Origin of the sequence: Anaerospora sp., assembly GCF_032013335.1 — a bacterium.
Lineage (GTDB): Bacteria > Bacillota > Negativicutes > Sporomusales > DSM-15969 > Anaerospora.
In genome coordinates this window covers 21,314-42,000 of the sequence record NZ_DALZUO010000015.1, presented here as the reverse complement: position 1 = coordinate 42,000, position 20,687 = coordinate 21,314, and the positions used below count along the sequence as shown (strand labels likewise).

Below are 20,687 nucleotides of genomic sequence, written 5' to 3'. Positions count from 1 at the left end.
CCAACATTAAAGAGGCTTACGGATGACATCAATAATTGTGCCGTCCCGATATTCAACAACACCTACGATTTCCTCACTAAGCTCAATTGGCTCTGGTGTACCGGCCAAGTCATAGGCGATTTGTTTTAAATCATAAATCGACATCAGTGGCAGACCCGATTGCTGTAAGTTCGCTATCAAATCCTTTCGCAGCGGATTAACAGCAATGCCGCGCTCAGTGACAATGACATCCACCGTTTCACCGGGAGTGACAATGGTATTAACCCTGTCAAGCACCATTGGCAGACGGCCCCGGAGAAGCGGCGCTACCACGATAGCAAGATTTGCTCCCGCTGCCGTATCGCAGTGACCACCGGACGCACCCATGATTGTGCCATTAGAGTCAGTGATAACATTAACATTAAAGTTAACATCCACCTCTGTTGCGCTTAAAATAACAACATCCAGATTATTGACAACGGCGCCGCCATTATGAGGATTTGCATAAAAAGATGCAGACATCTCCTGGTGGCGGGGATTATTTTTTATAGACTCAATGGATGGAATATCAAAATCCTGCGTATCAAAAATGGTATTGATTAAGCCTTGATCAAGCATTTCAACAAACGGAGCTGTTACACCGCCTACACCAAAGCTTGCCGTAATTTTTTGAGCAAGCATTTTTTCTTTGATGAATTTTGCTGCCGCCAGGGATGCACCGCCACTGCCCAGCTGCAGGGAATAGCCATCTTTAAAATAGCCTGAGTATTCAATAACTCCGGTTGCATATTCAGCAATTAAGAGTTCCCGCGGATCGCGGCTGATGCGCAGCGCTCCCGAGGCTATGCCTTTTGGGTCGCCAATGCTTTCCAACTCAACAATGAAGTCTACATGTGTTTGGGGGATACTGATTCTATAAAGAGGTTGTGCAACCAGATTGTCCGTCAGCGCCACAACCTTATCGGCATAGGCAGCGTCAACCATCGCATACCCCATAGATCCACAGGCGGATTTTCCTTCGATACCGTTAATGTTTCCATATATATCGCAGCAGGGCGCACCCAGGAAGGCTACATCAATATGCAACTCACCGCACTCGATTGCTCTGGCGCGGCCGCCATGAGAACGGATAATAACCGGTTTTTCCAATTTTCCTGATGTCATCAGCTTGCCAAGCTTACCCCGGCCGCCGCTTGTTTCAATGGACCGGATTACCCCTTGCTCAATAAAAGGAATAATTTTATCATTCACATCATTGAGTGAACTGGGTGCCAACGTCAGGCCTTTGATTCCCTTACGGGCAATAGCCTCTACTACCAGATTCAGTACATAATCACCATTGCGAAAATGATGATGAAAAGATATCGTCATACCATCTTGAAGTCCCGATGCGTCAATAGCCTGATCAATGGACTTAAGCAGTTTTTCTGATTTAGGTCTGCTAGCCCGGATTTTTGGACCTACAAGACGGCCTTCCGGCACATATGCGAAAGGACCGGCATAGGGTTTAACCTTTGCTATACCTGTTATCGTCTCTGGAATCACTCGCCCAGCTGTGTTTATCATAAAGTGATCTCCCCCATTCTATCGTTTCAGAGCCGCTGCGTAGGCCAGCACTCTTTCTGCTCTGGTCACAATCGGCCCGTCAATCATTTTGCCGTCAAGCGCAATAACGCCGGATTTTTTCTCCAAAGCCTCTTGATAAGCTGCCAGTATCCTTTTGGCCTGGGTTATTTCTTTTTCGGTCGGCTCAAATACTTTGTGAATGAGGCCTACTTGCCGTGGATTGATAACCGATTTACCGTCAAAGCCCAGCCCTTTAATCATCATCGCTTCTTCAACAAAGCCTTCTTCATCATTGACATCAGAGAATACGCTGTCAATCGCCTGAATACCAGCAGCACGTGCTGCCAGCAAGAGTTCCGAGCGAGGAACAAACAGTTCCCTGCCATGCTTGCTGCGTGTAGTTTTCAAATCAGCAATAAAATCTTCTCCGCCAATTGCCAGGAAAGTCATCCGCTTGCTGGCAGTAGCAATTTCATAAGCCCTTCTAAGGCCAATCGCAGTTTCAATTGCTGCACCTATTTTAATGGTTCCTGGTTCAAATCCATTGTCCGCTTCAGCCTGACTGATAATTTCATCAACCATCTTGATTTCATCTGCCGACTCGGCTTTGGGCATCCGGATTAAATCGGGTTTTGCAGGCAGAACAACGCGAAGGTCGTCCTTTCCGAAAGGAGTCTGGATGTGATTAATCCGTATTGCAACTTCACAGGGATAATTGATATATTTGACCGCATTATACACCAAATGGCGGGCAGCATCTTTTTCGGTAATGGCAACGGCATCTTCTAAACAGAAAATCACTGAATCGGCACCATAGACGCCCGCATTTTGCAGTTTGCCTGGATTATTACCCGGCACAAACATCATACTTCTCCGCAGTTTTTCCATTTAATTCCCTCCCTCTTGCAGCGCTCTGGCAACAGCAGTCTGAACTCTCGCCCTGATTGTACAGTCAAGCGCTCCTTTATCATTGGCCTGCACAAAGGCTTGCTGCACACCGGCGTCTGCCAGTGCTTCAGCAATAACCTCCCGTATCCGTTTTCCATATTGCTTGATAACAGGGCTGGTAAGCTCGATAACGATACCGTCTTCGGCAGTTGCTGGTGCTACGGTTACAACGATGTCGTTCGACTCGAGTGTACCAGCTTGGCCCGGCTGAAGTAATTTCCCCATATTTACACCTCCATACGAATAGACAATGGACTCGCCATTATCGCATTAAAAAAATCAGTTAATTAGAGAGTACCATTGTACAGCCATAATGAAAACTATTTGGTCATTTCGTTCATTTTACCCCTTCTTATTCAACTTAACACTTGTAGTCCTTTTTTGTTCATAATGAACATAATTCTAATACTCTAAAGCGGCACCACACCTTATAAACCTAGGATTTATAAGACTTTTCCTCCTCTATTACGTCAATATTGCAGCAGATTTTATAAACAAAATGATCAAAATGAGGGCTTTTTCACCTAAATATGCTACTCTTTAAACAAGCGATAATTTTCCGATTTTATTACAATCTTGTGTTATTCAAAAAAGGAACGCTGCGAGGAGGGATATATTGCGCCGGCTACTGGCCTGAAGTAGCATAATATTCCGATAAATTACACAGGAGGTAACAACCTTATGACTTTAATGGCTTCAATGGGTTTCTTAATGGTCGCGGTCTTTATGTATTTAATTATGTCCAAACGCATGTCCGCCATGGTAGCGCTTATGCTTGTCCCTGTAGTATTTATGCTCAGCCTGGGCTTTGCTCCTCAGCTTGGCAAATGGGCTTTTGATGGAGTTAAACAAGTTGCACCTACCGGTATTATGATTTGTTTCGCAATCTTATTTTTTGGTGTCATGATCGATGCAGGCCTTTTTGATCCACTTATTAAAAAGATTTTACAAATGGTTCATGGTGACCCGGTTAAAGTCGCTGTAGGTACTGCAGTGCTTGCTGCTATTGTTTCCCTTGATGGCGACGGTTCCACCACTTATATGGTAACCTGTTCAGCAATGTTGGCCGTTCATAGACGAGTAGGTTTGAATCCGCTTATTTTGCCCGCTATTGCAGTTATGCAAAACAGCGTAATGAACATTATTCCCTGGGGCGGCCCTACTGGCCGTGTACTAGCTTCATTAGGTCTTGAAGCAAGTGAGGTTTTTGTTCCGCTTATCCCTTGTATGGTTGTCGGTTCCCTCTGGGTATGCTTCCTCGCTTATCGCTGGGGCATGCAGGAACGGAAAAGACTGGGCATTCTGACTCTTGACAACACGGCTCATGCGGAGCTTGCTGCATTGGCTGAAGATCCAGAAGTAGAAAAGCTCAAACGTCCAAATATGTTCTGGGCTAATCTTACCTTGACTACCATCCTGATGGCCGCACTGATATACGGCGCTCTCCCATTGGCTATCCTGTTCATGATCGGTACTGGTCTTGCCCTGCTGATCAACTACCGTACCTTAAAAGAACAACAGGAACGGATTGTTGCTAATGGTGCAAATGCTATGCCAGTCGTATCCATGGTATTTGCCGCAGGTATCTTCATGGGCGTTATGTCCGGCAGTAAAATGGTTGATGCAATGGCTAAAGCACTTATTGCTGCCATTCCGCCTGAACTGGGACCTCATATGGCCTTTATCTCTGCACTTCTCAGCTTACCCGGCACATTCTTCCTTACAAATGATGCCTACTATTTCGGTGTTCTTCCTGTACTTGCTAAAGCAGGTGCCACCTATGGTGTCAGTGCTGCTGAAATGGGCCGCGCCGCTTTAATTGGTCAAGGCGCACATCTCTTAAGCCCGCTTGTTCCTTCCACTTATCTTCTGGTAGGTCTGAATAAAGTTGAGTTTGGTGATCTCCAGAAATTTGCATTGCTTCCCGCTATCGGCATATCCCTGTTTTGGCTGCTGACCTCTGTAGTCTTGGGTAATATTTCTCTCTAAGCCGATAGTCGCTCTATTCACTGAATGTATCAAGGTCGGCAAAGTACTGTAAATGGTGCTTTGCCGGCTTTTTTAATCCCTATAATAAAGGAAAGGAAGCGAAATGATGAGTATTACAATATGTACGGTCGGCGGAACACAGGATATTGCTGACGAATTGTATTTGGCAGCTAAGCACGTTTTCGTGAATGGATTTAATGGAATTGCCATAACGCAAGATAAGCTCAGGAACGACACGTTCGGTGATATCTATATTGCGATGCCCACGCGCATCGATGAACTGGCACGTGTTGTCCCCCGCTCACAGATAATTGGCTTCGAGATTATTCCCTCAAGAGCTTTCTACACCCATATCGCCCGAATTCCCGAAGGTTCAGAAGTCCATATCTTTCACCACAACCAGCGAGGCGGCGAAACCTTTGCAAAAAACTGTGTTAAGTTCGGTATTGACCACCTTACTTTTACGGTAATTCCCTTTCAGGAACTTTCAGAATCCAAGCTGATTGCCGCATTAAGCACCGCCCGGTACATTGTTGGCACTACCCCTTTAGTGGACAAGAACAGTATTTTATTCGCTAAATACCGCAGCCATCTTAGAGAGGATATAAAAATCATTCCTGCTGACCGCATGCCGACTCTAGCGTCGGCATCAGCACTCATGAAATGGGCTACAGCCTATGAGCATGCTCAGCTAACACAGCAAGTTGTTGCAATCGTTCATACTCTATCCCAGAAAATGCAGCAAATTCTAGCTGCCGCCAAGCTGGCTTCCGGATCTGTGGACTTTGTAAGTACTTCACTTGCCAGTTTACAAAAAGGACTCCAGTCTGAAGTAAAACGAACTGAAGCGACTCTGACCATTTCTCATTCATTGGAGAACGGTGCCCAAAGCATTGGTACCATTGCCGATTCAATAAAGCGAATCGCTGAACAAACAAATCTATTATCGTTAAATGCCACCATTGAAGCCGCCCGTGTTGGTGAACATGGCCGCGGTTTTGCAGTTGTGGCAAAAGAAGTGGGAAAACTGGCTGCCGACAGCAGACAATCTACTGAAAGCATTCGTAAGACCATATCAGAGGTACAAACAACCGTAAATCAGCTGGCTCCCGCTTTAGAGTCAATGTGTAGTGCCATGATTACATATCAAAATGAATTTGCCCAGGTTGTTGCAGCTTCAGACGAAGAATGCGCAGCCTTAAAGAATATTTTCACCGCTCTTGACACTATCAACGAGCTTGGTGAGCAATTGCTTACGGCAGTCGAAACACTAAGCTGATTTGTTATAACAGCTTTCCATTCTAGGAAAAAAGTAGCCGGCTACATGCCGGCTACTTTTATTTGTTACAAATTAATTTTTAGTGGCGCTTACTTGTGCTGCAGCTTCATCAATCTGCTTAGCTAGTCGTTTATAAGACTCGCGTCTTTCAGCAGCATCTTTTTCTGTCTTCACAAAGAGTTGCTCTGCCAGCTCAGGGAACTGTTTCTTCAAGGATGAGTAACGAACTTCGCCCATCAGGAATTCCCGGAAATCAGTAGTAGGCTCTTTGGAATCAAGTGTAAACGGATTTTTGCCAGCCTCTTTTAATGTAGGATTGAAGCGGTACATGGACCAGTAGCCGGAATCTACTGCCTTTTTGGCTTCCAGTTGGCTATTACCCATACCGGCTTTCAAACCATGGTTAATGCAAGGTGCATAAGCAATAATGAGGGATGGTCCCGGATATGCTTCAGCTTCAGCAATTGCTTTTAATGTCTGATTCTTATCAGCACCCATGGAGATTTGCGCGACATACACATAGCCATAGCTCATCGCCATCATGCCAAGATCTTTCTTCTTAGTGCTCTTACCGCTGGCAGCAAATTTAGCAATAGCTGCAGCAGGAGTTGCTTTGGAAGACTGACCACCAGTATTGGAATATACTTCAGTATCAAAGACAAATACGTTTACATCTTCGCCTGATGCAAGAACATGATCCAGACCGCCGAAACCGATATCGTAAGCCCAGCCGTCGCCGCCAAAGATCCAGTGCGAACGTTTTACAAAGAAGTCTTTGTTTTCATAGATTGTTTTCAGTTCAGGATGAGCAGCAACTTCTTGTTCAATCAGTCCGATTAGTTTATCGGCTCTTTCCCGAGAATTGGTGCCATTGTCCTTATTGTCCAGCCATTCTTGCAGAGCTGCTTTAAGATCGGAGCTAATTGCAAGCTGCAATGCGGCTTCCATATCGGTAGCCAGTCTGGCTCTCACTTGTTTAACGCCAAGATACATGCCCAAACCATACTCAGCATTGTCCTCAAACAGCGAGTTTGCCCATGAAGGACCATGTCCGCGATGATTGGTAGTATACGGAGTTGCTGGTGCACTGGCTCCCCAGATGGACGAGCAGCCGGTAGCATTGGCAATCATCATCCGGTCACCAAATAATTGTGTAATCAGTTTAGCATACGGCGTTTCGCCGCAGCCGGCGCAAGCACCGGAGAATTCAAGGAGCGGCTGCTCAAATTGACTGCCTTTAACCGTTAATGGATTTGCAGGATTGGCTTTTGGTGCAACTTGCATAGCATAGTCCCAGAGCGGAGCCTGCTCAAGCTGTGTTTCCAAAGGCTTCATAATTAGTGCCTTTTCCTTCGCAGGGCAGACCTGGGCACAGTTGCCGCAGCCGGCGCAATCCAGCGGGGAAATAGCAAGACGGAAGCTAAGTTCTTTGGCACCAATAGCAGGTTTCACAGTAAAGCCTTCTGGCGCTGCCTGAGCCTCTTCAGCATTAACCAATATCGGTCTAATGGTAGCATGCGGACAAACGTAGGAGCATTGATTACATTGAATACATTTATCCATTTGCCATTCAGGTACGTCAATCGCAATACCACGTTTCTCATAAGCTGCCGTTCCTGCAGGGAAAGTACCATCTTCCATACCAATGAAAGCACTGACTGGTAATTTATCGCCTTCCTGACGATTCATAGGAATGAGAATATTTTTAATGAATGCAGGCACTTCAGCAGAAGCAGCTGCCTCATCCTGTACACTGCTCCAGAGTGCAGGCACATTTACTTTGACAATAGCGCTGATACCCTGATCAATAGCAGCATTGTTCATATCAACAATTTTTTGGCCTTTATTGCCATAAGATTGCTCAACTGCTTGTTTCAAATACTTAACAGCAGTTTCAACAGGAATAATGTTGGCAAGCTTGAAGAAAGCGGCTTGCATGATCATGTTAATACGTCCGCCCAGCCCCAGTTCTTGAGCAATTTTAACGGCATCCAGCGTGTAGAATTGAATGTTATTATCAGCAATATACCGTTTCATTTGAGCAGGCAGTTTCTCTTCCAGTTCCTGCTCATTCCAAATACAGTTCAGCAGGAATATGCCACCTGGCTTCAGGCCTTCCAGTACGTCGTATTTGTTAACGTACGATTGGTTATGACAGGCTACGAAATCAGCCTTATTGATGAGATATGGCGAACGAATAGGCTGCTTGCCGAACCGCAGATGCGATACGGTAATACCGCCTGATTTCTTCGAATCATAGGCAAAATAAGCCTGTGCATACATATCTGTATAATCACCGATGATTTTAATGGCGCTTTTGTTTGCTCCGACGGTACCGTCAGAGCCTAAGCCCCAGAACTTACAGGCAGTTGTACCTGCAGTGGAAATATCAAGATCCTGCCCAATTGGTAAGGAAGTGTGGGTAACATCATCTACAATGCTCACAGTAAAACGGTTTTTCGGTTTGTCCAGTTTAAGGTTATCAAAAACAGGAACAATGTGAGAAGGAATCACATCTTTCGAACCCAAACCATAACGGCCGCCGACGATTACAGGCTGCCATTCCTTGCCGTAAAAAGCGCTTTGCACATCAAGATATAAAGGCTCGCCAATAGAACCAGGCTCTTTTGTGCGGTCAAGAACAGCAATCTTTTTCACTGTTTTCGGAATATATTTAAAGAAATGTTCCAGTGAGAACGGACGATACAGATGAACAGTTAATAGACCGACTTTTTCACCTTTGCTGTTCAGGTAATCTACAGTCTCCTCAATAGCATCACATACTGAACCCATAGCAACGATAATTCGGTCAGCGTCTTCAGCACCGTAGTAGTTAAACAGGTGATATTCCCGTCCGGTCAGTTTGCTGATTTCAGCCATATAGCCTTCCACAATTTCAGGAATAGCTTCATAATAGCTGTTAGAGATTTCTCTTTCCTGGAAGTAAATGTCGGGATTCTGAGCAGTACCGCGAACAACCGGATGGTCTGGATTTAATGCTCTCCGTCTGAATGCATTCAATGCATCCTGATCAACTAACTTGCCCAGCTCATCATATTCGAGTACTTCAATTTTTTGTACTTCATGGGAAGTTCTAAAACCATCAAAGAAGCTTAGGAAAGGTACTCTGCTTTTGATAGCTGCCAAATGAGCAACGGCACTCAGGTCCATAACCTGTTGAACACTGCTTTCAGCTAACAATGCAAAGCCAGTTTGCCGTGCAGCCATGACATCTTGGTGATCGCCAAAAATATTGAGTGAATTGGCAGCAAGCGCCCGGGCGCTAACATGGAATACACCCGGCAGCAGTTCACCGGCAACCTTATACATATTAGGAATCATGAGTAAAAGACCCTGTGATGCGGTATAAGTGGTCGTTAATGCCCCAGCCTGCAAAGAGCCATGTAAAGCACCTGCAGCGCCTGCCTCGGACTGCATTTCAACTACTTTAACCGGTTGACCGAAAATATTCTTCCGGCCCTGCGCAACCCACTCATCCACGTGTTCTGCCATGGGAGACGATGGAGTAATAGGGTAAATTGCCGCAACTTCGGTAAACGCGTAAGAAATGTGAGCAGCTGCAGTGTTTCCATCCATTGTCTTCATTTTTCTCATCAGGTACACCTTCCTTTTTTACTTCAAATTAGTAGCTTAAACACTTAAAGCAGCAACCGCGGACGGTTACTACAAAAAATGCAATTAAAAAGTTGTTCACCCGTTAGCGCTAATTCTCCTGGTTTTGTTACTAAAGTAGATTAAATCCTTTAGAAAAGAGAAATGAAAAAATATTCCAACAATTTCCCGCGAGTCAGAAATTAATTCATTATTTGCATCAGAAAAATCTCGCTAAATCTTAGTTTACACATGCCTATTGCACAAGTAAAATATATAATAATGATATTTACTATGACTTTTATAGATAGTAGAATAGAGATAGGGGGTGGCCTATGGATATTCATCATTTAAAATACTTTATTGAAGTTGCTCGCCAGAAAAGCTTTAGTAAAGCTGCAGTTGCTGCTCACGTATCACAATCAGCCATAAGCAAAATGATTAAGGATTTGGAAACAGACCTGGGGGTTACTTTATTTAATCGAAACTCTAAATCGGTTCAGCTGACCGATGCAGGCGTTATTTTTCTCGGTCAGGCCCAGCAGGTAGTTTCTATGTTCAACAATTTGACGACTGAATTCGAGAATGAATTTAAGCTTGAAAAAGGCAGAATATTAATTGGCCTTCCACCAATTACTGAGGCTACTGTCTTTGCCCAGCTGCTTGGCGAATTCCGCAAGAAATATCCCCAAATCGATATTGAATTGTATGAGCATGGTTCAAAAAACGTTGAACTCCGGGTTCAGGAAGGTACGTTGGATATTGGGGTAGTCTGCAGTACTCCCGACGCTGCAGTATATGAATCCTTTTCACTTACAAATGATCCACTCAAAGTTATCATACACTTGGACAATCCCTTAAGCCGTCTCTCTGAAATAGACTTAAAAGATCTAGCCAATGAATCTTTTGTTATTTATCGCGATGATTTCAGTCTCCATGATGAAATTATTGATCACTGCAAAATGGTTGGCTTTCCACCCAGAATTATCTTCGAAACCTCGCAGAGAGAACTCATGGTTCAAACAGTCGCAGCTAATTTAGGAATAGCATTTTTACCTAGTAAGCTTTGTGCTGAGCTCAGTTCAAAGTCAATTACCTCTATTCCCCTGGCAAGCCCGCAAATTTGGCATCAAATGTCCGTCATTTGGAAAAAGGGGAGGTACTTGTCTCACGCAGCTCAATTGTGGCTTAGCTTCGCTAAAAAGTCACTTTTGCAGGAAGAATCCATCACTGGTAAATAACAATTGTACAACTTCCTCTAAGAGGGTGTTCACCAAACACTCCTCAACTTCCTGTATTTACAAGTAAATATTTTCAATTCACATATAAAAAGTGCCGGAACGATCCGGCACTTTTTTTACTTGAATTTTAACTTGTAATAATTCATCTTTTGCAATAATCCCGGTCGCCCATTCGGAACGACAATTTCACGCATGATTTCATCGTACGAAAGCCCAAGCGATTCGCCAGCCGTTACCTCATCCATTGATAAGGGGCTGATTTTTTCGGCATTATTAGCTACCGCCAATCCAATCAGGGCTCCCAAAAAAGGCACCCCAATCCAGGGCAAATAGGGTATACCGCCACCGGCAATGATAAAAATAGCAGTAAGCAGCACCGAACCAACTAACATTCCATAGAGACAATCCGGTGCCGCGAAGGTATGACGGAAACCCTGTACCATCCGCCGCCATCCTTTTTCTTTATTTATCTCGCTTCTCCCTTGCCTGCAAAACATCGTCATTACCGCCGTATGGTCAAGCACTAAAAACAGGATAGTGGCGACCAGCGCAACCATTGCCGCCAAAATAGCTTTAACCTGCGTAAGAATCATCATGACTTGTGCCCGGGGATCTTGCTGAATAGTTCCCATTTCAGCAGTGTATATTGACAGGTTCTCATGCCCTGCCTCCCGGTAAATGATCGGGGCTATAAAATCAGCATTGATATTGCTGTTAGTCATAATTTGAATACGTTGGCTGGGAATCACCTGACCACCGATAATTTGGTCGAAAAGCTGCTCTGAACGACTGATTTCATCATCTCTCATATTCGGTACAGCTGCCGCCAGGTACTGCAATTGTGCAGCTACCACGGGAGTATTAAACTGCTGCACTTCTGTAAGGCGTCCGCTTAAGGTCGCTAAGTCCTGACGGGCTCCGGCTACATTGAAAGCACGTACTTCAGTTAAGGTATTATTTCCTTCATCAACAATTGTACTAATAGATGCCTGCGCATTACGGGCATTAGCGGCAACCTGATCAAGCGCAGCAAGGCCTGTCTGCAAGCTATCCAGCGTCTGCCCCGTCGCGTTCAATTCGGCAATTGAACCGGCCGCCTGGGGATTCACCAGCTGCAGAACTTGCATTGTCGCAGCAAGGCCGCTAAGTGCGCGGGAGGAATTGCCTAACTGCGCCTGTAAGCCTTCCGTGCTCAAATTAGCCATAGCTCCGGTAGCTGCCTGAATGGTAGTACCAGCAGCTTGAAGACTAGTCAATGTTTTCTCAATTGCTCCAACACCGTTGTTATAATTATCGAGCGTATGAATACCGATGCCAGCCATATTTTGCGTATCTAAAGCAAGGCCGGGAATCTGCCCTACTAATTTCGATGTCTCTGTCAATGCATTTGCCAGCTGCTGCCGGGGATTGCGGTATGCCGCAGTGGCAGCCGCCCCAGCAATAACATTATCCTTGAGCACATGGCCCACAGTATTATTCAGCTCAACCGCAGTTCCCTGCGTAATGGTACCTTCGGCACTTCCATTGACTCCTACTGTTTTCACCTGCACCAATACATTGCCTGCAGCAGGCATGGTACCGGCAAGGAGGGGTGCTGCTGCACTCCCCTGGAATGCAACAACATCACCGGGAGCAAGCTGGACACCTGCCTGAGGAGCAAGGGTTACCTGCGTCGCATAAGAGCTAAGAAAACGTTTAAGTTCGATCATCGTACTTACCATATAAACCATTTCGTTATTTTTTGAGTCCACCGATACGTTTTCCGCTACAGTAACTGCTTTCTCCTGATGAATAGCGGCTGCAATTCTGTCACCTAAACGAACGGCGTTTTCCGGCTCACTGCCAACAGGAAAAGTAATCTCAATGATTTGCTGCTCATTAAGCAGCTTCTGAATTTCTTGATTCACATACGCCGATTTATCAATCGCCGACAAAATAACGGTAACAGAGCTGCCATCGCGGAAAGCAAATAATACGCCATCAATATGCATAATATGCTCTACTAATGTATTTTTGGCACCATCCGGTACCCCCTTAATGGTTACACGCGGTTCCGTCATGATACTAATGCCCGACTTACCGGTAACACTTGCAAAGGTATTATCCAGTTGTTCATATGTTTGTTTCGTTTTATATTCAGCAGGCAGCCCAACAAAAAAGCTGGTCAAACCGGTTATTGTCGGTCCTGTTTGCATTTTAGCACCGGGATAAGCTTGCTCAATAATCTTTTGTATTTCGACTTGCCCTTCTTCTCGCTTGTCCTCACGAACATTTACAATTACGTCAAACTCACCATAATCGCCGACAAGAGAAGTTAACGTCTTACCAAAAAAAGTGTCCGCAGCCACTGAGATTGTACCGGCAATAAGCGATGCTAGCAAAATGCTGACAATCAACTGCATCACAATGTCACGATTAAACGTATTTCTCCAAAAAGTACGACCGATTATTCTTTTCACAGCAGTGAGCCATTTGCCCAATTTATTCACCTCTTTTCTAAAAGAAAAATACGTAAGGAACCGCCCTAACGTTACAAACATCGTTAGGACGGTTCCTCTTCATTTTGGGCTTGCTTCTTATCATTATCCTTTTTTTGCCGTCGACCGTTTCTTCCAGAAACTGAATTTGCCGTTTTTCACATCATCAAGCAACGTATATACTACAGGAACAACAATCAACGTCAGAACCGTCGAAGTTATCAGACCGCCAATAATCGCATGAGCCATTGGTGCACGTGACTCTGCGCCTGGTCCAATACCAAGAGCCAGCGGCATCATACCCGCGATCATAGCTAGTGTAGTCATGATGATTGGACGCATACGGGTTACAGCAGCTTCCACTAACGCCTGGTTGCGCTCTACACCTTCTGCGCGTCGCTGTTTGGCAAAGTCAATCAGCAAAATCGCATTCTTGGTTACTAAGCCCATTAGCATGATGATCCCAATTAAAGAAATGATGCTAAGCGTGCTCTTCATCACCAAGAGGCCGAGAATAGCTCCGATAATTGCCATCGGCAATGCCAGCATAATGGCAAACGGATCAAGATAACTTTCAAATTGTGAAGCCAAAACAAAGAAGATAAACAATACAGCCAATGCCAATGCCATCATCATACTGGTTACAGCCTCATTCATTGACTTGGACTGACCGGCAGCCACAAAGCTGTATCCTTCTGGCATGGTAAAGCCTTTCATCTTTTTATCATATTCTTTGTTGAAATCACCAAGTGTTATACCCTCTAAATTAGCTGAAATTGTAATTTGCGGCTGATTATCGTAACGTTTTATCTGAGCCGGACTTGTCGCATATACCGTATCGGTTACCTGCGACAGCCCTACCATAACGGCTTGACCATCTTGGCTGCGATTACTGCTGGACAGATAAATATTGTTAATACTGTTTAAGCTGCTGCGGGTTGCCGGATCAAGCAGCACTTTTACATCAAAAGCATCATCGCCTTCTTTGTAGGAAGATACAACTTTACCGTTAAACATTGTCTGCAGCGTATCAGCAACAGAAGCAGCCGAAATACCCAGATCTGAGGCCTGATCCCGTTTTACAACCACCTGCACGTCAGGATTCCCTGCCTCATAACTGGAAGACACGTCTATTGCTCCCGGTACATCTTTAACAATTTGCCTAACCTTCTCTGCTACATCAGCAAGAGTTTCCATTGAAGGTCCCTGAATAATAAGGGATACAGGTTTACCGCTGGACATACCAGACTTTTTAGATACACTGACGTTAACCCCTGGAATATCACTTAAATTCTCACGCAAATCTCCAATAATCTGCGTATCACTTATCTTACGCTCATTCTTGGGAGTAATTTCAGTCAATATATTAATAGTCGTCGCATTCGCTATACTATAGGTCATTTTGACCTCAGGGTTGTTGTGAATAATACCCGACATTTCATCGGCAATCTCACTTACTGCTTGTACACTCATCCCCGGATCAACTTTAGCCTCTACAGTAATCTCACTAGAGTCGGCATCAGGAATAAATGTCGAGCCAAGAAAGGGCACCAGCGCCAGACTGCCGACAAACATAGCTACTGCAACAAGCATTACTGTACGGCGATGGCCTAAGATCTTCGCTAGAAACTTACCGTATTGCGCTGTCCAAGTATCGAATTTATTGTTCCATTTTAACCATAAGCGTCCTAATTTGCTTGTTCCTTTTATTTCCGAATGCTCCAGATAGTAGGCTGACAGCATCGGTGTTAAGGTAAAGGCAACAAAGAGCGATACTAAAACGCTGACTGCAACGGTAATCCCAAACTCTTTAAAAAACTGGCCAATGATACCATTCATCATGCCGACCGGCAGGAAAACGGCGACCAGCGTAAGTGTTGTGGCCATAACGGCCAAGCCAATTTCACTTGTTCCCTCAAGAGCGGCATCAAATTTATTCTTACCCATTTCCAAGTGACGGACAATATTCTCGATTACAACAATCGCATCGTCAATCAGCAATCCGACTGCAAGCGACAGCGCTAAAAGAGACATGGTATTCAGCGTAAAGCCTAATACCTTCATTGCCAGGAAAGAGGCAATAACAGAAACCGGGATAGCAATACCGCTGATAATGGTACTGCGCCAATTGCCTAAAAACAGGAACACGATGGCGACTGCCAATACCGCCCCAACGATTAGGTTAAACTGTACATCCTCCAGTGATTCATGAATCGTCTTCGAGTTGTCACGGACAATTGCCAGTTCAATACCGGCGGGAAGTTCCTTCTTAATGGATTCCAAGTGAGCCTTAACATTATCCACTACTTGTACCGTGTTACTGCCGGACTGTTTCATAATGTCAATACCAAGAGCTGGTTTGTCATTTAGTTTAGTAATTGCTGAGACATCTTCCGTCGTATCTTCTACAGTTGCTACATTTTTCACATAAAGCTGAACACCATTACGCTGTCCAACAGGTATGTTGAGAAACTGGTTTGTTGATGTCATATTGCCTACTGCTCTAAGACTTGTTTCCCGCTTACCGTCGGTAACTTTACCGCCAGGAGCGTCAACATTCTCATTGCGCAGACTATTTAATACTTCCGGTACAGTAAGCTGGTACGATGACATTTTATCACTATCCAGCAGAATGCGGATTTCACGATCGACACCGCCCTTTACCTCAGCCGATGCAACACCATTTGCCGTCTTGATGCGTTTTGTTACAATATCTTCGGCAATAACGGTTAATTCACGCTGGCTGACGTTACCGGTAAGTGCGAGCGACATAATAGGAGTATCTGAAGGGTCAAAACGGGAAATAATCGGCGCTTTTACATCTTGCGGCAAAGAGGCCTGTATAGCGCTGACTTTATCGCGCACGCTTTGCGACGCCGTATCCGAGTTTGTTTCCATCGTAAACTGAATTACCGTTGTTGAAGATCCTTCACTTATCGTTGAAGTGATATGCTCAACACCGGCCACCGTATTTACGGCTTCTTCAACCTCTTGCGTTACTTTTGATTCTACCTGCTCCGGCGAAGCACCGGGATATAAAACGGTAACGGCAACAACTGGCACTTCAACATTGGGATATTCATCCACATTTAACGTCATGTAGCTGAACAAGCCCAAAACTACCAGTGCCAAAATAAGCATTGTGGCAAACACAGGACGCTTAATACTGATCTCAGTAAGTTTCATGGCTTTCTTCCCCTATTCTATTGCGCTACTCTCACAGAGTCGCCATCATTAATTCTGTTAACACTGGTGATAATCACCTGTTCGCCAGGCTGCAGCCCGGCAGTGATAGTAATGGTACTGCCGTTTACTTCACCAATTTCAATTTGACGGCGTACAGCTACACCATTATCTACCGTGAATACATAATATAAACCCTGCTTTTGGACAACAGACGACTGTGGCACAGTTAATACCTTTACTGTCTCACCGGTTTCCAATTGTACTTTGGCGAACATACCGGCTTTTAAATCGCCGTCGTTATTATCTAATTTAATTTTCGTTCTAAATGTTCTGCTTGCAGAACCGGCTTCCGGGTTCATAACCTCTACTGTTCCGGCAAAGACCTTCCCTGGATAAGCATCAACAGTAACCTTTGCTTTTTGGCCTGTTTTTACCCGTCCCAAATCTTTTTGCTCAACATTGATAACTGCATATACCTGATTAATATCCTGTACAGCCATCAGTGCCGCTCCCGGTGAAACTACCTGTCCTACAGTAGCCGTTTTATTAGCAATAACACCATCAACAGGCGCGGTAATCACACCATAACCGTATTGCTGATCGGCACTGCTTTGGCTGGATTGGGCACTGGATAAATCGGCTTCCGCCGTTTTTAATTTGGCCTTTGCATTATCTAGCTGCTGCTCTGAAACAGCACCTTTATCGAATAAAGTCTGATACCGGCTAAAGTCATTAAGTGCCAGCTCATAATTAGCCTGAGCCTTGCGGACTCCGTCCTGAGCCTGCCGTGCCGAGTTGGCCAGTTCTACCGACTCCAGGCGAATCAAAGCATCGCCGGCTTTAACCTGCTGACCTTCTTCCACCATAATCTGCTCGATCCGTCCGGCCAGCTTGGCACTAATTGTAGCCGATGTCCGGCCCTCCAGCGATCCATTCAAGGAAATTCCGGGTACACTGTCAATATATTGAGGCTCAGTTACCTTGACACTTAGGCCGGTACTGCTGCTTTTAGCCTGTTCTTTATTTCCGGCAAAAACACCGCTATGCACTACTGCGATGCTGCCAATCAGCAATACCGCTAGTATAATTCCATACTTTGACTTAAGCTTTTTCATTTAAGCTAACCTCCATGTATTTCCCCTTAATTTTCCATACCTACTAGTCGGTATGTGGTAATTAAAATTTTTTTATTTTTTTAATTAGTTATTTTGTATCAGCTGCCACATGTTATCTGCCAGCCGCTTACGCATAGGCTCTGTCTGAAATTGTTCCCCTAAGGACTTATAACCGCTAACCATTGCTAATATACTAACCGCTAAAGCATAGCTGTCAACACATTCCTTCAGCTGGCCTGCTTGAACTGCTTCCTCGATTTTCTTGGTAAACAGTTCACAAAACGTAGCATTAATTTGCTCCATTCTTGCCAGAACACCGGGGATTTTTCTTACAATTTCAATACCTGAATGAGCGTAGTCAATATTGTATTTATCTTCCGTCCCAAGCAGAGTGGCTACATATTCCTCCTGCTCCTGCTTTACCAGTAAGCACTCCAACGTATCCTGGATACTTTTATTTTTGTTTAACAAATTAATATACTTCTCTTCAAAACGATCAAGAAAGAAGTATATAGCGACATTAAGCAATTCTTCTTTACTGGAAAAATAGTGGTAAATTCCGCCTTTGGTAATACCAACCTCTTTTGCAACATCGATTAGGGACACTGAAGTATAACCCCTCATTAAAAACAACCGCAAAGAGGCAATAATAATGTTTTCCTTGGTCATGGTATCATCCACTTTCTGTAAACTCCCCTCCCGGATACCTACCGGTCGGTATGTTTAATTATTGCTTAGAAATGGCGAATTGTCAAGAACTATTTATTGCTTTGCTAACGTCTTACCGCCAGATTAATATTGATAGGTAATTAGCATAATAGTAACACCATCTTGTGCACGACTTTTGAGGGGGTTCTCTTATGGATAAAAAGCAGCGTAACTTTTCCACCTGGTATTTACTTGGGGCATTACTGCTAGCCTGGTTGTTTAACGATATGATTTATAAACCATTTATCATCCGGGAAACAGAAGTTAGTTATAATGTTTTTTTAAAAGATCTTCAGGAAGGAAAAGTCGATACGGTTATCCTGTCGGGAGACCGCATCATATTTTCGCTGAAAACAACTAATAACCAGCCCGAAGCTGCTGCCAATGCGGTTATTGTCAATGATCCAGCCTTAGTTGACCGGCTCATAGCCTCAGGCGTAACATTCTCAGCTCAGGCTCAAACCAAAGGCCTGTTGGCCTCTTTGTTAGGTTGGATATTACCGCTGCTGCCGCTTGTTCTGATTTGGTACTTTCTCTTTAAGCGTATGGGCGGCGCAGGCAATAATGCCATGTCCTTAGGGCAAAGTAAGGCCCGGGAAATTGAAGGAGAAATGATTGGGGTCAAGTTTAAAGATGTCGGCGGTGTGGGAGAAGCGGAAGTTGAACTTAGGGAAATAATTGAATATCTGACCACTCCGCAAAAATTTTTGCATATCGGCGCAAAGCTGCCAAAAGGAGTTTTATTGGCAGGTCCTCCAGGCACAGGCAAAACATTACTGGCTAAGGCCACTGCCGGAGAGGCAGGCGTACCCTTTTTCTTTCTCACCGGCTCCAGTTTTGTGGAAATGTTTGTAGGGGTAGGTGCAGCGCGGGTACGGGATCTTTTCCAGCAGGCACAGCAGAAAGCACCCTGCATTATATTTATTGACGAAATTGACGCTATTGGACAAGCGCGTTCGAGTATTGGACATATTGGTACAAACAGCGAGCAGGAAAATACGCTTAACCAGCTGCTGGCAGAAATGGACGGGTTCAAAGCTAATTCGGGAGTAGTCATCATGGCGGCTACCAACCGCCCGGAAATTCTTGATCAGGCCTTAGTCCGACCAGGCCGTTTTGACCGCCAGATACAAGTCAATCTTCCTGCCGAATCAGGCCGGCTGGAAATCCTCACTATTCATACTCAAACCATGCCGTTACACGATGATGTTGATCTTAGCCGCATCGCCAAAGTGACCTCTGGCTTTTCCGGAGCTGAATTAGCTAATATTGCAAATGAAGCATCTCTCCTGGCAGTCAGGCGCAATTCAGTCACCATATCCATGGACGATTTTGATTTGGCCATTGAGCGGGTGATTGCCGGCCTTCAGCGCAAAACGCCGCTTGCTGGCGATATTCGCAAAAAAGTTGCCTATCATGAAGTAGGTCATGCATTAGCTGCCTATTACCTTACCGGCACCGATCCGGTACATAAGGTCAGCATCATACCTACTGCCAAGGGAGCTCTTGGCTATACGCTGCAAATGCCGGAAGAAGACCGTTACCTCATCGGTGAAAGCGAATTAAAATCCCGTTTGGCTGTCATGCTAGGAGGACGGGCAGCCGAGCTGCTGATTTTTGAAGAAGCATCTACCGGCGCTTCTAATGATTTAGAGAGGGCAACTGAAATGGCAAGGCGAATGGTCACGGAGTTTGGCATGTCAGAGAAATTAGGTCCTGTTCGCTATGCCGCTTCAGCAGCGACTTATTTACAAAGCAATGTTTCCAGCCGCAATGACCTAAGCCCTGCCACGGTATCTGCTATTGACGAGGAAATACGTGCCCTCTTAAGCGATGCCCAAACAAAAGCAAATACCATTTTGACCACTCACCTTGCTGTGTTACATGAAGTGGCTGCGGTGCTGCAAAATGAAGAAGTTATATCCGGTGACCGGATTGCCAAAATTGCTAAAGATATTGAGCAGCAAAACACTTAGTAATTGCCGCCAAACAGGTCCATGCTTTCAGGCAGACTTCTGTTTATAATACGATTAATTTCAATATTACTTTGACCCGCTTTTAGGATTATCTCAGCGCAAGCGGCAGCATCACTTTGGGCTTCATGGTGATTAAGTTCTATATTCAGGTGTTCTGCCACCGTTGAAAGCTTATGATTTTTTAACCCTGGCCAGGCTTTTCTCGCCGCAGTCAGAGAGTCAATCACATAAAACTCGGGAACATAGAGCTGATAATGAGCCAAAACAGCAGTTAATACACCCATATCAAAGTCTGCATTATGAGCAGCAATTATTTCATTTGTCACAAATGGCTTAACCTCAGACCAAATATCACCGAATGTCGGCTGTTCTTTAACCATGCTGTACGTAATTCCATGCAGATAGGAAAACGTAAATACTTTGGTTGGTGGTTTGATCAGCCATGATTTCTGCATAACAATTTGTCCATTGCTTACTATGGCAATACCAAGCTGGCAGGCACTGTTGCTTTGATAATTAGCAGTCTCAAAATCAAGTGCCGTAAAGCACTCCTTCACATTCATCAACTCCTCGTATGGGTTTGCTGCATCTTATTTCTATTTGCCAGTATT

13 protein-coding genes are annotated in these 20,687 nt (G+C 44.7%); 4 read left to right on the top strand and 9 right to left on the bottom strand.

Translation table 11 applies throughout. From position 1 onward, the window contains the following. Nucleotides 1–6: 6 nt before the first annotated feature. From citF to citD, 3 genes are read right to left on the bottom strand one after another with little or no spacing between them, the layout of a single operon-like run. Nucleotides 7–1,545, bottom strand: a complete 1,539-nt coding sequence (gene citF, locus RTR76_RS13010; RefSeq protein WP_312521329.1) for a citrate lyase subunit alpha — start codon at nucleotides 1,543–1,545, stop codon at nucleotides 7–9. A gap of 18 nt (nucleotides 1,546–1,563) precedes the next feature. Further along, entirely contained in the window at nucleotides 1,564–2,433 is an 870-nt protein-coding gene (locus RTR76_RS13005; protein WP_312521327.1) for an aldolase/citrate lyase family protein, read from the bottom strand. After that, on the bottom strand, nucleotides 2,434–2,718 hold the full coding sequence (gene citD / locus RTR76_RS13000; protein WP_312521325.1) for a citrate lyase acyl carrier protein: 285 nt from the start codon (nucleotides 2,716–2,718) through the stop codon (nucleotides 2,434–2,436). Between the two features lie 456 nt (nucleotides 2,719–3,174). On the opposite strand from citD, the gene RTR76_RS12995 reads away from it, so the two are divergent. Continuing rightward, the gene (locus RTR76_RS12995) at nucleotides 3,175–4,482 is read left to right on the top strand and encodes a citrate:proton symporter (protein WP_312521324.1); all 1,308 of its coding nucleotides are present in this window, start codon (nucleotides 3,175–3,177) and stop codon (nucleotides 4,480–4,482) included. A 103-nt stretch (nucleotides 4,483–4,585) separates the two neighbouring features. Next, nucleotides 4,586–5,761: a methyl-accepting chemotaxis protein gene (locus RTR76_RS12990; protein ID WP_312521322.1), complete on the top strand. Its 1,176-nt coding sequence runs from the start codon at nucleotides 4,586–4,588 to the stop codon at nucleotides 5,759–5,761. Between the two features lie 72 nt (nucleotides 5,762–5,833). Here the strand turns inward: RTR76_RS12990 and nifJ are convergent, their stop codons facing one another. Continuing rightward, entirely contained in the window at nucleotides 5,834–9,376 is a 3,543-nt protein-coding gene (nifJ, locus tag RTR76_RS12985; RefSeq protein WP_312521319.1) for a pyruvate:ferredoxin (flavodoxin) oxidoreductase, read from the bottom strand. A gap of 332 nt (nucleotides 9,377–9,708) precedes the next feature. Between nifJ and RTR76_RS12980 the strand changes: the two genes are divergently transcribed. After that, on the top strand, nucleotides 9,709–10,614 hold the full coding sequence (locus tag RTR76_RS12980) for a LysR family transcriptional regulator (protein ID WP_312521317.1): 906 nt from the start codon (nucleotides 9,709–9,711) through the stop codon (nucleotides 10,612–10,614). A gap of 116 nt (nucleotides 10,615–10,730) precedes the next feature. Here the strand turns inward: RTR76_RS12980 and RTR76_RS12975 are convergent, their stop codons facing one another. From RTR76_RS12975 to RTR76_RS12960, 4 genes are all read right to left on the bottom strand, one after another. Continuing rightward, nucleotides 10,731–13,103: a hypothetical protein gene (locus RTR76_RS12975; protein WP_396145050.1), complete on the bottom strand. Its 2,373-nt coding sequence runs from the start codon at nucleotides 13,101–13,103 to the stop codon at nucleotides 10,731–10,733. 93 nt (nucleotides 13,104–13,196) lie between these two features. Beyond that, nucleotides 13,197–16,277: an efflux RND transporter permease subunit gene (locus tag RTR76_RS12970; protein WP_312521312.1), complete on the bottom strand. Its 3,081-nt coding sequence runs from the start codon at nucleotides 16,275–16,277 to the stop codon at nucleotides 13,197–13,199. Nucleotides 16,278–16,294: 17 nt separating this feature from the next. After that, nucleotides 16,295–17,392, bottom strand: a complete 1,098-nt coding sequence (locus RTR76_RS12965) for an efflux RND transporter periplasmic adaptor subunit (protein ID WP_312521311.1) — start codon at nucleotides 17,390–17,392, stop codon at nucleotides 16,295–16,297. 84 nt (nucleotides 17,393–17,476) lie between these two features. Next, the gene (locus RTR76_RS12960) at nucleotides 17,477–18,073 is read right to left on the bottom strand and encodes a TetR/AcrR family transcriptional regulator (protein WP_312521309.1); all 597 of its coding nucleotides are present in this window, start codon (nucleotides 18,071–18,073) and stop codon (nucleotides 17,477–17,479) included. Nucleotides 18,074–18,252: 179 nt separating this feature from the next. Between RTR76_RS12960 and ftsH the strand changes: the two genes are divergently transcribed. Then, a complete protein-coding gene (gene ftsH / locus RTR76_RS12955; protein ID WP_312521307.1) occupies nucleotides 18,253–20,076 on the top strand; it encodes an ATP-dependent zinc metalloprotease FtsH in 1,824 nt (607 codons plus the stop codon). On the opposite strand, the gene RTR76_RS12950 is transcribed toward ftsH, so the two are convergent. Continuing rightward, nucleotides 20,073–20,633, bottom strand: coding sequence for a 3'-5' exonuclease (locus RTR76_RS12950; protein WP_312521306.1), 561 nt, complete (start codon nucleotides 20,631–20,633; stop codon nucleotides 20,073–20,075). The two genes, ftsH and RTR76_RS12950, sit on opposite strands and share 4 nt — an antisense overlap. Nucleotides 20,634–20,687 lie beyond the last annotated feature (54 nt).